Here is a 16177-nt window from a genome sequence, read left to right on the forward strand (position 1 = left end):
TGAGGCTTAATACGTTCAAATTTAGCTTTTGCCACGATATATTCCTTTCTTTTCAGAATAGTCCAGTCAGTGCTGGACCATAATAACATTTATGTCGTAACTGGATATTAGCTACGAGATTCAATAATCGCTTTTGCAATGTTTTGCGGTGCATCAGAGTACTTCAAGAACTCCATAGAGTATGAAGCGCGACCCTGTGTAGCAGAGCGCAAATCAGTTGCATAACCAAACATTTCAGAAAGAGGCACTACAGCATGGACTATTTTGATGCCACCAAAGCCATCATCCATCCCTTCAATTAAGCCACGACGACGGTTCAAATCACCAACGACGTCACCCATATAATTTTCAGGGGTAGTTACTTCTACTTTCATGCAAGGTTCGAGCAACGCCGGATTCGCTTCAAGCGCACCCTTTTTGAAGCCCATAGAACCTGCAATTTTGAACGCCATCTCGTTCGAGTCCACATCATGATATGAACCATCGAACAGAGTGACCTTCACGTCCAACACAGGGAAGCCAGCGAGAACGCCATTCTTCATCTGTTCTTGGATACCTTTATCAACCGCAGGAATGAATTCACGAGGAATCACACCTCCCACAACAGCATTGACAAATTCGTAACCAGCGCCTTCTTCATTAGGCTCTAGTTTTAACCAAACGTGACCGAATTGTCCACGACCACCTGATTGGCGTACAAATTTACCTTCAGCTTCTACTGAAGCTCGGATAGTTTCGCGGTAGGCCACTTGTGGCTTACCTACGTTACATTCAACACCGAATTCGCGACGCATACGGTCTACGATGATGTCTAAGTGTAACTCACCCATACCCGAAATCAGAGTTTGTGATGATTCTTCGTCAGTTTCAACTCGGAATGATGGATCTTCCGCTGCAAGTTTTTGCAACGCGATACCCATTTTGTCCTGATCGGCTTTTGACTTAGGCTCAACGGCAATGGTAATTACTGGCTCTGGGAACTCCATACGTTCCAAGATCACTCTATGATCGTTATCACAAAGCGTATCACCCGTAGTCACTTCTTTTAGACCAATCGCCGCTGCGATATCACCAGCACGGACTTCTTTCAGTTCAGTGCGATCGTTTGCGTGCATTTGCACCATACGACCTACGCGTTCACGCTTCTGTTTGACAGAGTTGTAAACGCCCGAACCTGATTCGAGTACGCCTGAGTACACGCGAATAAAGGTCAAAGTTCCTACGAATGGATCTGTAGCAATCTTAAATGCCAATGCAGCAAAAGGCGCATTGTCATCTGATGGGCGTTCTACTTCTTGGTCGTTCTCATCGATGCCCTTAATTGGAGGCACATCAATTGGCGCTGGCAAGAATTCAATAACCGCATCAAGTACCGCTTGAACGCCTTTGTTCTTAAATGCAGAACCACAAGTCGCTAAAACGATTTCATTATTTATAGTACGCTGACGTAGCGCCTTTTTAATTTCGTCTTCTGATAGCGTGCCTTCTTCAAGGTACTTATCCATCAGTTCATCCGAAGATTCGGCTGCCACTTCAACCAGATACTCATGCATTTCAGCCGCTTTAGCTGCTAACTCTGCAGGGATCTCCTCATAAGTGAAAGTCATACCCTGGTCTGATTCATTCCAGTTAATTGCTTTCATCTTGATTAAGTCGATCACGCCTTTGAAGTTTTCTTCTGCACCAATATTCAATTGAATAGGCACACAAGTGGCTCCAAGACGAGTTCTAATTTGCTTCACTACACGTTCAAAGTCTGCACCTGCACGGTCCATCTTGTTGATAAATACCAAACGTGGAACGCGGTATTTATCAGCTTGACGCCACACTGTTTCTGACTGAGGTTCAACACCAGATGAACCACAGAAAACGACAACAGCACCGTCGAGGACGCGCAGAGACCGTTCAACTTCAATAGTAAAGTCAACGTGACCAGGGGTATCGATGATATTGATGCGGTGTTCAGTGAATTGAGCATCCATACCACGCCAGAATGTGGTTACCGCAGCCGAGGTGATAGTGATACCACGCTCTTGCTCTTGAACCATCCAGTCTGTGGTAGCGGCGCCGTCATGCACCTCACCGATTTTATGAGACAAACCGGTATAGAACAGAACACGTTCTGTTGTGGTGGTTTTACCTGCGTCAACATGAGCACAAATACCGATATTACGATAACGCTCAATTGGGGTTGTACGAGCCACGATTATACCCTCTCCACCAAGACCTAAGTCTTGGCAATATCAACAACTATGGTGTGGGCCTAAGCCCACACCATCATATTACCAACGGTAATGAGCAAAGGCTTTGTTAGCTTCAGCCATGCGATGCACGTCTTCACGCTTCTTAACAGCAGTACCTTTGTTTTCAGACGCATCCAGCATTTCACCTGCCAGACGTAAAGCCATAGATTTTTCACCACGCTTACGAGCAGCTTCAACTAACCAGCGCATCGCCAGTGCGTTACGACGCACAGGACGAACTTCACATGGTACCTGGTACGTAGAACCACCAACGCGACGAGATTTAACTTCGACTGATGGGCGAACGTTGTCCAGGGCTGCTTCAAGGATAACTAAATGGTTTTCGCTTTTCTTTTCAGCGACAACATCTAGTGCCTTGTAAATAATTTTTTCTGCAGTCGACTTTTTGCCGTCTTGCATAATGACGTTGATGAACTTAGCCAGCAACTCACTGTGAAACTTTGGATCTGGTAGGATTTTACGTTGTCCTACAACGCGACGTCTTGGCATAACAATTCTCCGTATGCTTCAGGGATTTCCAAAACTGGAATTCTCAAAATAAAACTAGCTTGGCCTTACTTAACGGATAAGTTAAGACTTAGGACGCTTAGCACCGTATTTAGAACGGCTTTGGCGACGTGAAGTCACGCCTGCACAGTCTAATGCGCCACGAATAGTGTGATAACGCACACCTGGTAAGTCTTTAACACGACCACCACGGATTAAGATCACGCTATGTTCCTGCAGGTTGTGGCCTTCACCGCCGATGTACGAAGTAACTTCGAAACCGTTAGTTAGACGCACACGAGCTACTTTACGTAGTGCAGAGTTAGGTTTTTTAGGGGTAGTAGTGTACACACGTGTACAAACACCACGTTTTTGCGGGCACGCATTCAACGCAGGCACGTTAGTCTTGTCGACTTTTGGCGCGCGTGGCTTACGTACCAACTGGTTTACAGTTGCCATGTATAGCTCCGAGTCAGTTGAATCAAACTCAACGATAAGGTGTGAAAAATCTATATCCCACAATGGTGGGACGCGGAATTTTAGAAAGGTAATGCCTGACTGTCAAGAAATAGCCAACTTTTGCGGCATATTACAAGAAAAAAGGCGCCATAGGCGCCTTTTTATAACAAACTTATTACTTAATCTTGGCTACCAGCCAAGTTTAAGAGATCGGCCAAGTTCTGTTCGGCTTCACTTGCAGTGATCTTGTTCACTACTACAGGTTCGTTTTTCTTCGCACGCGCTTCATTACGAGTCTTGTGATAAGCGTAACCAGTACCGGCTGGGATCAGTCGGCCAACGATAACGTTTTCTTTCAGACCACGTAATTGATCGCTCTTACCACCTACGGCGGCTTCGGTCAGTACGCGCGTGGTTTCTTGGAACGATGCTGCTGAGATAAAGGATTCTGTTGCCAGAGATGCTTTAGTAATACCCAGTAGTTCACGTTCAAAGGTCGCAGGCACTTTACCTTGGGCGATCAGTTCGCGGTTAGCGATCTTCACGCGTGACACTTCAGCTTGTTCCCCTTCGAGGAAGTCAGTGTCACCGGCAGAAGTGATAAGACACTTACGCAGCATCTGACGGATGATCACTTCGATATGCTTATCGTTGATCTTCACGCCTTGCAGACGGTAAACGTCCTGTACTTCGTTCACAATGTAGTTTGCTACGTTGTGGATACCACGAAGACGCAGAATGTCGTGTGCCGCTTCTGGACCGTCAGCGATAACTTCACCACGTTCGACTTTTTCACCTTCGAACACGTTTAAGTTACGCCACTTAGGGATCATCTCTTCATAATGATCGCCGCCATCAGCAGGTGTAATCACCAAACGACGCTTACCTTTGGTCTCTTTACCAAACGAGATGGTACCAGAGATTTCCGCCAGAATAGCAGGCTCTTTTGGCTTACGCGCTTCGAACAAGTCAGCAACGCGTGGCAGACCACCGGTGATGTCGCGTGTTTTAGACGATTCCTGAGGAATACGAGCTAATGCGTCACCCACGTTGATTTGCGCGTTATCTTCTAAGTTAACGATCGCACTACCTGGTAAGAAGTATTGTGCTGGTACTTCAGTACCTGGGATCATCAAGTCAGCACCATTAGCGCCAAGCAGACGGATCATTGGGCGCATTTCTTTACCCGCAGTACCACGCTGACCAACGTCAAGGATCACGATTGATGACAGACCCGTTAGTTCGTCTGTTTGACGTGTCATAGTGACACCGTCAATCATGTCTACGAACTTGATACTACCCGCCACTTCAGAAATGATTGGGTGAGTATGTGGATCCCAGTTAGCGATAACATCGCCCGCTTCAACAGCCGCTTCTTCTAGTTTCTCGAGCACAGTACCGTATGGCACTTTATAACGCTCTTTCTCACGACCCAGCTCGTCAATAACAGCCAGTTCAGAAGAACGAGAAACGATAACCAGTTTGCCGTCACTGTTAGTCACATGCTTAGCATTATGCAGTTTCAATGAACCCGAGTTTTTCACTTGGACATTGTTTTCTGCAGACGCTCTAGATGCCGCACCACCGATGTGGAACGTACGCATCGTTAACTGTGTACCTGGTTCACCGATAGATTGTGCTGCCACAACACCGATGGCTTCACCGTGGTTAATAATATGACCACGAGCCAAGTCACGACCGTAACAAGCTGCACACACACCGAAATCGGTATCACAAGAAATAACAGAACGTACAATCACTTCGTCGATTGAATGCTCTTCTAACTTGTCACACCATGCTTCGTCGAGTAGCGTGTTACGTGGTGCTAATACGTCTTCAGTGCCTGGATAGAACACATCAATCGCAACCACACGACCCAGTACGCGTTCACGTAACGGCTCAACCACATCACCACCTTCAATCAGCGGTTTCATGGTTAGACCTTCGTGAGTACCACAATCGTCTTCGATAACCACTAAATCTTGTGCAACGTCTACAAGACGACGAGTCAGGTAACCCGAGTTCGCTGTCTTCAACGCCGTATCGGCTAGACCTTTACGCGCACCGTGAGTAGAAATAAAGTACTGGAGTACGTTTAGACCTTCACGGAAGTTAGCGGTAATTGGCGTTTCGATGATTGAGCCGTCTGGCTTAGCCATCAGACCACGCATACCCGCCAACTGACGGATCTGTGCGGCACTACCACGAGCGCCTGAGTCAGCCATCATATAGATGCTGTTAAACGAGGCTTGTTTCTCTTCAACACCATCACGGTTAATCACTGTCTCAGTTGACAGGTTTTCCATCATAGCTTTAGAAACTTTTTCGTTGGCACTTGCCCAGATATCGATAACTTTGTTGTAACGCTCACCGGCTGTTACTAGACCAGATTGGAACTGCTCTTGAATTTCAAGAACTTCCGCTTCTGCATCAGCAACTAAGGTGTATTTCTCGTCTGGAATAACCATGTCATCGATACCTACAGAGGCACCAGAGATGGTTGCAAAACGGAAACCGGTATACATCAATTGGTCAGCGAAGATAACAGTATCTTTCAGACCCAGTTGACGATAACAGGTGTTCAACAGTTTAGAGATCTGCTTTTTGCCCATGTTCTGGTTAACCAGATCAAATGACAAACCTGCTGGCAGAATAAGTGACAGCAGAGCACGACCCACAGTCGTATCAACGATACGGCGTTGTTCAGTGCGCTCACCATCGTCACCAATAATGGTTTCAGTGATACGAACTTTAACGCGGGCATGCAGTTCAGCAGCGCCAGTTGCGTAAGCTTTTTCAACTTCAGCAACAGACATAAATGCCATACCTTCACCACGGCCGTTAATACGCTCACGGCTGGTGTAGTACAGACCCAATACCACGTCTTGAGACGGGGTGATAACAGGCTCGCCGTTGGCTGGTGACAGGATGTTGTTGGTAGACATCATCAGGGCACGGGCTTCAAGCTGCGCTTCCAGTGTTAACGGTACGTGTACCGCCATTTGGTCACCGTCGAAGTCGGCGTTGTATGCCGCACAAACGAGTGGGTGTAACTGGATTGCTTTACCTTCAATCAGTACAGGTTCGAACGCTTGGATACCCAGTCTGTGCAGTGTTGGTGCACGGTTGAGCATCACTGGATGTTCGCGGATCACTTCATCCAAAACGTCCCAAACTTCCGCTACTTCACGCTCAACCATCTTCTTAGCCGCTTTGATAGTAGTAGCCAAGCCACGACCTTCTAGCTTGCCATAGATGAATGGCTTGAACAGTTCCAGTGCCATCTTCTTAGGAAGACCACATTGGTGCAGACGTAGAGTAGGACCTACGGTAATTACCGAACGACCAGAATAGTCGACGCGCTTACCCAACAAGTTCTGACGGAAACGACCTTGCTTACCTTTGATCATATCAGCCAAAGATTTCAGAGGACGCTTGTTAGAACCGGTAATAGCACGACCACGACGACCGTTATCTAATAGCGCATCAACAGACTCTTGTAACATACGCTTTTCGTTGCGTACGATAATGTCTGGCGCAGCTAAATCTAACAGACGCTTCAAACGGTTGTTACGGTTGATCACGCGGCGATACAGGTCGTTAAGATCTGAAGTCGCGAAGCGGCCGCCATCGAGCGGAACCAACGGACGTAAGTCAGGTGGTAACACAGGCAGTACTTTTAAGATCATCCACTCAGGCTTGTTGCCTGAAGTGTAGAATGCTTCCATCAACTTAAGACGTTTAGTCACTTTCTTGCGACGAGTCTCAGAGTTGATTGAAGGCAATTCTTCACGCATTTGTTCGATTTCTTTCGCTAAATCGATAGCACGTAACAGTTCAAGCACTGCTTCGGCACCCATTTTAGCTTCGAACTCATCACCGTATTCTTCTAATGCATCCAGATAAGTTTCTTCTGTCAGCATTTGGCCACGTTCAAGGCTGGTCATGCCAGGCTCGATCACGACAAATGATTCAAAATACAGTACGCGTTCGATATCACGCAGCGTCATATCCAGCATTAAGCCAATACGTGACGGCAGTGATTTTAAGAACCAAATGTGCGCAACTGGGCTAGCCAGTTCGATGTGACCCATACGCTCACGACGTACTTTAGTTTGGGTTACTTCAACGCCACACTTTTCACAAATAACACCACGGTGCTTCAAACGTTTGTACTTACCGCACAAACATTCGTAATCTTTGACTGGGCCAAAGATACGCGCACAGAACAGACCTTCACGCTCAGGCTTGAAGGTACGGTAGTTGATGGTTTCTGGCTTCTTAACTTCACCAAAAGACCAAGAACGGATCAGATCAGGTGATGCCAGACCAATTTTGATGCCGTTAAATTCTTCAGTCTTGCTTTGCTGTTTCAGAAACTTTAATAAGTCTTTCACGTTTCTCTCCTGAAGGAGTTAAACCGGGTGCTCCGCTTGCACGGAGCACCATTCTGTTTGCCAAACGCGGCTAAAGGCCTGCGCTTATGCCTGATCCAACTCGATATTAATACCGAGTGAACGGATCTCCTTCAGTAACACGTTGAAGGACTCTGGCATGCCAGGTTGCATCTGATGGTTACCGTCGACGATGTTCTTATACATCTGAGTACGACCGTTAACGTCATCCGATTTAACAGTGAGCATTTCTTGAAGCGTATAAGCGGCACCGTATGCTTCTAGTGCCCACACTTCCATCTCACCGAAACGCTGACCACCGAACTGAGCTTTACCGCCCAGTGGTTGTTGAGTCACTAAGCTGTACGAACCGGTAGAACGGGCGTGCATCTTGTCATCAACTAAGTGGTTCAGTTTGAGCATGTACATGTAACCTACCGTTACTTGACGCTCAAATTCGTTACCGGTACGACCATCAAACAACTTCAACTGACCAGAGGTTGGCAAACCTGCAAGTTCAAGCATCTGCTTGATCTCTTTCTCTTTAGCACCGTCGAATGCAGGAGTTGCAATCGGAATACCGCCTTTCAGGTTAGTCGCAAGACGTAATACTTCATCATCAGTGAATGAATCGATATCGACGCGCTGCTGCACTTCGTCACCTAATTCATAAACTTGCTTGATGTAACCACGAACTTCAGCCAGCTCACGCTGTTCTTCAAGCATCGCAGTGATCTTGTTACCAATGCCTTTGGCAGCGGCGCCCATATGGACTTCAAGTACCTGACCAATGTTCATACGTGATGGAACACCTAGCGGGTTCAATACGATGTCTACTGGGTTACCTTGTTCGTCATATGGCATGTCTTCGATTGGGCAAATCTTAGAGATAACACCCTTGTTACCGTGACGACCCGCCATCTTGTCACCAGGTTGGATAGTACGCTTAACCGCTAAGTAAACCTTAACGATCTTGAGTACGCCTGGCGCCAAGTCATCACCTTGGGTGATCTTGCGACGTTTGATTTCAAACTTCTTATCGAAGTCAGCTTTCAGCTCTTCATGCTGTTCAGCTAATTGCTCAAGTTCAGTTTGTTTTGCTTCATCGTCAATGACTTGAACCAATACATCTTTACGTGGCAACGCAGCAATTTGCGCTTCAGTGAAACCAGCACCGATTAACAGGTTACGCGCACGGCTCAATACACCTTCTTCAAGGATCTTGAACTCTTCGCCTAAGTCTTTACGAGCTTGGGCAATGTGCATCTCTTCGATTTCAACTGCACGCTTGTCTTTTTCAACGCCGTCACGGGTAAATACCTGAACGTCGATGATAGTGCCCTTAACAGAGTTAGGAACACGCAGTGAACTGTCTTTAACGTCAGACGCTTTCTCACCGAAGATAGCACGGAGTAACTTCTCTTCTGGCGTTAGCTGTGTTTCGCCTTTTGGCGTCACTTTACCAACCAGAATATCGCCGCCCTTCACTTCTGCACCAATGTAAACGATACCTGACTCATCGAGTTTCGACAGAGCAGATTCACCTACGTTTGGAATATCAGCCGTGATTTCTTCGCTACCCAGTTTAGTATCACGAGCAATACAAGAGAGCTCCTGAATGTGGATAGTGGTGAAACGGTCTTCTTGCGCTACGCGCTCAGAAATTAAGATCGAGTCTTCGAAGTTGTAACCGTTCCAAGGCATGAATGCGATACGCATGTTCTGGCCAAGGGCTAAGTCACCTAAGTCAGTAGACGGACCGTCTGCTAACACGTCACCACGAACGACTGGCTCACCAACAGCACAACAAGGGCGTTGGTTAATACAAGTGTTTTGGTTAGAACGGGTGTATTTAGTCAGGTTATAAATGTCGATACCGGCTTCGCCTGGACGCAACTCATCTTCATTTACTTTAACAACGATGCGGCTCGCATCAACGTAGTCTACAAAACCACCACGTTTAGCAACAACCACAACACCAGAGTCAACAGCCAAAGTACGTTCAATACCAGTACCTACTAGCGGCTTTTCAGAGCGCAGTGTGGGTACGGCTTGACGTTGCATGTTCGCACCCATCAAGGCACGGTTAGCATCGTCGTGTTCTAAGAACGGGATCAGCGACGCAGCAACAGAAATAATCTGTTGTGGCGAAACGTCCATATACTGGATGTCAGCAGCGCGCATAAAGGTAGATTCACCTTTATGACGACAAGCAATTTGCTCTTCTGCCATACGACCGTTCGCGTCAACTTCAATGTTCGCCTGTGCAATCACATAACGACCTTCTTCGATTGCTGACAAGTATTCCACTTCGTCAGTAATCACGCCGTCGATAACCTTGCGGTATGGCGTTTCTAGGAAGCCGTAAGAGTTAGTACGGGCAAAACTTGCTAATGAGTTGATTAGACCAATGTTTGGACCTTCAGGGGTCTCAATTGGACATAAACGACCATAATGCGTTGGATGTACGTCGCGGACTTCGAAGCCTGCACGTTCACGAGTCAAACCACCAGGGCCAAGTGCAGAAATACGACGCTTATGCGTTACTTCTGACAGCGGGTTGTTTTGGTCCATGAATTGTGACAGCTGAGAAGAACCGAAGAACTCTTTCACTGCAGCAGAAATTGGCTTAGCGTTGATCAAGTCTTGTGGCATCAGCTCGTTCAGATCGCCTAAAGACAGACGTTCACGCACGGCGCGCTCAACACGGACTAAACCAACACGGAATTGGTTTTCAGCCATTTCACCGACGCTACGAATACGACGGTTACCTAAGTGATCGATGTCATCGACTTCGTCGAAACCGTTACGGATATGAATGATGTTCTTCATTACCGCGACGATGTCTTCTTTAGACAATACACCGCTACCTTCGTCATCAGGAATGCTGAGACGACGGTTGAACTTCATACGACCTACTTTAGACAGGTCATAACGCTCTTCACTGAAGAACAAGTTCTGGAATAGCGCTTCGGCAGCATCTTTGGTTGGTGGCTCGCCAGGACGCATCATACGATAGATCTCAACCAGCGCTTCTAAGCGGTTAGTGGTTGAATCGATACGCAGCGTATCTGAAATATAAGCACCATGATCTAGCTCGTTGATATACAACGTGCTGATATCTTTAATACCGGCCAATGATAGTTTAGCCAGATCTTCTAAGCTAATTTCACTGTTGGCAGAGACTAAAACTTCACCCGTGTCCGGATCGATATAATCTTGAGCAGCATATTTGCCCACGATATATTCAACTGGCACTTCAAGCTCAGTGGTATTAGTCTTTTCTAACTGACGAATGTGACGCGCAGTAATACGACGTCCCGCTTCAACCAGTACAGAACCTTCAGCATCCTTGATGTCATAGCTGGCAGTTTCGCCACGCAGACGTTCAGGCACCAAAGACATGACCAGAGTATCTTTCTTGATCTTGAACTCAACGCGCTCGAAGAACAGATCGAGGATCTCTTGAGTAGAATATTCTAATGCACGTAACATGATGGTCGCAGGCAGTTTGCGGCGACGATCAATACGCACAAATAGTGCATCTTTAGGATCGAATTCAAAGTCAAGCCATGAACCACGGTAAGGAATAATACGTGCGTTATACAGCACCTTACCTGATGAGTGGGTTTTACCACGGTCATGATCAAAGAACACGCCTGGAGAACGGTGTAATTGAGATACGATTACACGCTCAGTACCGTTGATAACAAAAGTACCGTTATCCGTCATCAATGGGATATCACCCATGTAGACTTCTTGTTCTTTAATATCTTTTACTGTGCCCGCCGCTGCTTCACGGTCATACAACACCATGCGTAATTTAACGCGTAGTGGAGCTGAATACGTAACACCACGGATCTGACACTCTTTCACATCAAAAACAGGCTCGCCAAGCTTATAGCTGACGTATTGCAGTTCTGAGTTACCAGAAAAGCTCTTGATGGGAAAAACGCTACGGAAGGCGGCTTCTAAACCGCGCTCACCGGTAGGATCTTGATCGGTGAACTTCTTAAAAGAGTCTAGCTGGATAGACAATAAATAAGGGATATCCAAAACTTTTGGACGCTTACCAAAGTCTTTGCGAATACGCTTCTTTTCAGAATAGGAGTAAACCATGGGTTTCCTCTGCTTACGAGATGTGACCAAGACTGAATAAATAACTTAAGTTATTAAAATTCAGCACGTTTGCCCATCACCGTTGATGGCAAGAACCTAACCAGTAATCTCTGCTAGGGACTGCAAAATTTGGCGACAAACGGTGAAAAAAAATCGCCAGCGCATATAGCGCAAAAAAGGCCGACGGTTAAAAAACCGCCAGCCTCCACCCAAGTGGCTTGGGTGAGCAAGCTAAATAATAGCTTACTTAATTTCTACAGAAGCACCAGCTTCAGTAAGTTCTTTCTTCAGAGCTTCAGCTTCTTCTTTAGAAACGCCTTCTTTAACTGCTACTGGAGCAGCTTCAGACATAGCTTTAGCTTCTTTCAGGCCTAAACCAGTTGCGCCACGGATGGCTTTAATAACTGCAACTTTGTTGTCGCCGTGAGCAGTCAGAACTACGTTGAATTCTGTTTGTTCTTCAACAACAACTGCTTCTGCACCGCCAGAAACAACAGCAGCAGCGGCAGAAACGCCGAACTTCTCTTCCATAGCTTCGATCAGTTCAACAACTTCCATTACAGACATAGCTGCAAAGGCTTCTAAGATTTGGTCTTTAGTGATAGACATAACAAATGTTTCCTATTGTTCTGAATTCAATTTTATTAAGCAGCCAGCTTGAAATTAAGCGGCTTCTTGTTTTTGATCGCGCAGGGCGGCCAGTGTACGAACGAACTTGCCAGCAGATGCTTCTTTCATAGTCATCATTAACTGAGCTAGTGCTTCTTCGTATGTTGGCAGTTTCGCCAAACGATCAATTTCAGCTGCAGGGATGAAATTCCCTTCAAAGGCTGCGCCTTTAACTTCGAAGTTAGCTTGTTCTTTAGCAAAGTCTTTTAACAGACGTGCTGCAGCACCTGGGTGCTCTAAAGAAAAAGCAATCAAAGTTGGGCCAGTGAACGTTTCTGCTAGGCACTCAAAAGCAGTACCTTCAACAGCACGACGAGCTAGCGTGTTACGTACTACACGTACATATACACCAGCTTCGCGAGCTTTTTTACGCAGACCGGTCATAGCACCTACAGTCACACCGCGAGAATCAGCGGCAACTGCAGATAGCGCACCTTTGGCAGCTTCGTTGACTTCAGCAACAATCGCTTTTTTGTCTTCGAGTCTTAATGCCATTGGCTTTACTCCTGGATTCTACCTAGGGTATTCCCTAGTATTTACCATACTAAATACTTATGTATTTAGTGACTTACGGTGCAGATTATCCAGTAAAAAATTTTAGCTGGGGCCTGACACCGTCTACGCAGGAAATTAAGTTATTTTTACAAAAAACACCTGCGGTCTTGGACGGAAACCTGAGTTAAATTCCGCCTAAACAGAAGATAAAACAGGCTTCAACCCACAAAGTGCGCGCATTATAGACTAATGCACCCGCTTTGTAAAATTATAGAGTTGTTTCAAGCGTAGCTTGATCAACTGCAACACCTGCACCCATAGTGGTAGAGATGCTGATCTTTTTCACGAAAATGCCTTTAGCAACTGCAGGCTTAGCCTTTTTCAGTGCTGACACTAACGCTTCCAAGTTTTCTTTCAATTGAACTGGTGTGAAATCCACTTTACCGATAGTAGTGTGGATAATACCGTTCTTGTCGTTACGGTAACGAACTTGACCCGCTTTGGCGTTCTTAACAGCTTCAGCAACGTTTGGCGTTACTGTACCTGTTTTAGGGTTAGGCATTAAACCACGTGGGCCTAAGATTTGACCTAACATACCAACAACGCGCATTGCATCTGGAGATGCGATAACTACGTCAAAGTTCATTTCACCGGCTTTGATTTTCTCAGCCAGATCATCCATACCAACTAGCTCAGCGCCAGCAGCTTTAGCAGCTTCAGCATTTGCACCTTGTGTAAATACTGCAACGCGAACGTCACGACCAGTACCGTGTGGCAACACTGTTGCACCACGAACGTTTTGGTCAGATTTACGTGGGTCAATACCCAGGTTAACTGCTACGTCTACACTTTCAACGAATTTTGCAGTTGCTAATTCTTTTAACAGAGCAACAGCTTCGTTGATATCGTAGCTTTTAGTACCGTCAACTTTTTCGCGAATTACGCGCATGCGTTTAGTTAGCTTTGCCATTATATTAATCCTCTACAACCAAACCCATTGAACGCGCAGTACCTTCGATTGAGCGAGTCATCGCTTCAATGTCAGCACCAGTCATATCGGCAGCTTTAAGTTCAGCAATTTCTTGAACTTTAGCGCGAGCGATAGTACCCACTTTCTGAGTGTTTGGACGTGGAGAACCTGATTTCAGGCCTGCAGCAGTCTTCAGTAAGTAAGACGCTGGAGAAGTCTTGGTTTCAAAAGTGAATGAACGGTCACTGTATACAGTGATCACGACTGGAATAGGCATGCCTTTTTCCATTTTTTCTGTACGGGCGTTAAACGCTTTACAGAATTCCATGATGTTCACACCTTTTTGACCCAAAGCTGGACCAACTGGTGGTGACGGGTTCGCAGAACCTGATTTTACTTGTAGCTTAATATAAGCATCAATCTTCTTTGCCATCTGACATTTCCTCAGTTTGGGTTCAAACGCGCATCAGCGACATGCTGACATGCTCCCCCGAAAACAACGGGTGCGAATTATATAGAAATTCGCACCCGTTGCCAAACGGATTTTGTAGTTTATTTAATCAGCCTTTTTCAACTTGACTAAAATCAAGTTCAACAGGCGTAGAACGACCAAAGATCATCACTGATACTTTCACGCGGCTCTTGTCATAATCCACTTCTTCAACGGTGCCGTTAAAGTCAGCAAATGGACCATCACACACACGTACCACTTCACCAGGCTCAAATATGGTTCTATGAGTCGGTGACGCTGTCGTTTCTTGTAAGCGACGCAGAATTGCATCAGCTTCTTTATCTGAAATTGGGGCAGGACGATCAGACGTTCCGCCAATAAAGCCTAAAACACGCGGGATGCTTTTGACTAAATGCCAGCTGTCATCGTTCATTTCCATCTGGACTAACACATAGCCAGGGAAAAACTTACGTTCGCTCTTGCGACGCTGACCTGCACGCATTTCGATGACTTCTTCAGTCGGAACCAATACTTCACCGAAGTATGCTTCCATGCCATGCATTTTAATATATTCAATCAGTGACTTACAAACTCGGCCTTCATAGCCTGAGAATGCCTGCACTACATACCATCTTTTTTTAGCTTCTTTAGCTTCAGTCATTCGAGGTGCCTATACGCCAGTGATAAAATTGACAATTCGCATTAACACAGCATCCATACCCCAAAGGATAAGAGCTAAGATACCTGTTGCTGCAAGGACAATAAAAGTGGTGTTTAGCGCTTCTTGACGCGTCGGCCATACAACCTTGCGCACTTCGATATGCGCTTCACGGGCAAAAGCTAACGCTTTTTTACCTTTTACAGTCTGAAGCGCAATAAAACCAGCAATAGCGAATGCAACGATAACACTAAGCGCACGTATGACGGCACTGGCTTCGCTATACATTTGATTGCCAATAACAGCAGCGGCTAGCAATACAATCACTAAACCCCACTTCACGATATCCAGAGAATTGTTCTGGTTTTCAGTATTTGTTGTCATCGGTTTTTCCGTTACTCAATACGGCCTGAGCTTAGAGCACATTAATTGACGGGCATAATCCCACATCACTCTGCATTTCCGAACACCCTTAGAAACGCAAAATAGCATAAGCTCAGGGTCAAAAATCGGCCATAGATTGTATTCTTATTCGACTTTGTAAGCAAGGATGCGAATCCCATGCAAACCACAAAACCTATGAAATAATCCACTTAAACAAAAAAGGAAGCCGAAGCTTCCTTTTCAAACTAATTTCTATCGCAATTAAGCGATGATTTTAGCTACTACACCAGCACCAACTGTACGACCACCTTCACGGATTGCGAAGCGTAAACCTTCGTCCATCGCGATTGGGCAAATCAGAGTCACTACCATTTTGATGTTGTCGCCAGGCATTACCATCTCTACGCCTTCTGGCAGTTCGATAGTACCGGTTACGTCAGTTGTACGGAAGTAGAACTGTGGACGGTAGCCTTTGAAGAATGGAGTGTGACGTCCGCCTTCTTCTTTTGACAGAACATAAACTTCTGATTCAAAAGTCGTGTGTGGGTTGATTGAACCTGGTTTAGCCAATACTTGACCACGTTCTACGTCATCACGCTTAGTACCACGTAATAACACACCACAGTTCTCACCTGCACGACCTTCGTCAAGCAGTTTACGGAACATTTCTACACCAGTACACGTTGTTTTAGTCGTTGTGCGAACACCAACGATTTCAACTTCGTCACCCACTTTAACAATACCACGCTCAACACGACCAGTAACTACTGTACCACGGCCTGAAATTGAGAATACGTCTTCGATTGGCAGTAGGAACGGCTTATCGAT

Annotated in this window: 12 protein-coding genes; all 12 read right to left on the reverse strand. The window is 46.0% G+C overall.

From position 1 onward, the window contains the following. Positions 1 to 107: 107 nt before the first annotated feature. On the reverse strand, positions 108 to 2204 hold the full coding sequence (fusA, locus tag ACHA99_RS18415) for an elongation factor G (RefSeq protein ID WP_006083603.1): 2097 nt from the start codon (positions 2202 to 2204) through the stop codon (positions 108 to 110). 78 nt (positions 2205 to 2282) lie between these two features. Beyond that, complete coding sequence (gene rpsG / locus ACHA99_RS18420; protein ID WP_011787570.1) at positions 2283 to 2753, reverse strand: 30S ribosomal protein S7; 471 nt, start codon at positions 2751 to 2753, stop codon at positions 2283 to 2285. Positions 2754 to 2834: 81 nt separating this feature from the next. After that, a complete protein-coding gene (rpsL, locus tag ACHA99_RS18425) occupies positions 2835 to 3209 on the reverse strand; it encodes a 30S ribosomal protein S12 (RefSeq protein ID WP_006083605.1) in 375 nt (124 codons plus the stop codon). 179 nt (positions 3210 to 3388) lie between these two features. Beyond that, on the reverse strand, positions 3389 to 7606 hold the full coding sequence (gene rpoC / locus ACHA99_RS18430; RefSeq protein ID WP_105251033.1) for a DNA-directed RNA polymerase subunit beta': 4218 nt from the start codon (positions 7604 to 7606) through the stop codon (positions 3389 to 3391). 84 nt (positions 7607 to 7690) lie between these two features. Continuing rightward, positions 7691 to 11722: a DNA-directed RNA polymerase subunit beta gene (gene rpoB, locus ACHA99_RS18435; protein ID WP_113941599.1), complete on the reverse strand. Its 4032-nt coding sequence runs from the start codon at positions 11720 to 11722 to the stop codon at positions 7691 to 7693. A gap of 243 nt (positions 11723 to 11965) precedes the next feature. Next, entirely contained in the window at positions 11966 to 12331 is a 366-nt protein-coding gene (gene rplL, locus ACHA99_RS18440; RefSeq protein ID WP_105251031.1) for a 50S ribosomal protein L7/L12, read from the reverse strand. A 54-nt stretch (positions 12332 to 12385) separates the two neighbouring features. After that, positions 12386 to 12886: a 50S ribosomal protein L10 gene (rplJ, locus tag ACHA99_RS18445; RefSeq protein WP_006083609.1), complete on the reverse strand. Its 501-nt coding sequence runs from the start codon at positions 12884 to 12886 to the stop codon at positions 12386 to 12388. Positions 12887 to 13154: 268 nt separating this feature from the next. Continuing rightward, positions 13155 to 13856, reverse strand: a complete 702-nt coding sequence (gene rplA, locus ACHA99_RS18450) for a 50S ribosomal protein L1 (protein WP_105251030.1) — start codon at positions 13854 to 13856, stop codon at positions 13155 to 13157. Between the two features lie 4 nt (positions 13857 to 13860). Then, positions 13861 to 14289, reverse strand: coding sequence for a 50S ribosomal protein L11 (gene rplK, locus ACHA99_RS18455; protein ID WP_006083611.1), 429 nt, complete (start codon positions 14287 to 14289; stop codon positions 13861 to 13863). A gap of 127 nt (positions 14290 to 14416) precedes the next feature. Beyond that, on the reverse strand, positions 14417 to 14968 hold the full coding sequence (gene nusG / locus ACHA99_RS18460; protein ID WP_105251029.1) for a transcription termination/antitermination protein NusG: 552 nt from the start codon (positions 14966 to 14968) through the stop codon (positions 14417 to 14419). Between the two features lie 9 nt (positions 14969 to 14977). Further along, a complete protein-coding gene (gene secE, locus ACHA99_RS18465; RefSeq protein ID WP_006083613.1) occupies positions 14978 to 15349 on the reverse strand; it encodes a preprotein translocase subunit SecE in 372 nt (123 codons plus the stop codon). 261 nt (positions 15350 to 15610) lie between these two features. Continuing rightward, positions 15611 to 16177 (reverse strand): EF-Tu/IF-2/RF-3 family GTPase (locus ACHA99_RS18470; RefSeq protein ID WP_393944309.1); only part of this gene is annotated, 567 nt, incomplete at its 5' end.

Source organism: Shewanella sp. S23-S33, from assembly GCF_043359565.1.
Classification (GTDB): Bacteria; Pseudomonadota; Gammaproteobacteria; order Enterobacterales; family Shewanellaceae; genus Shewanella; species Shewanella oncorhynchi.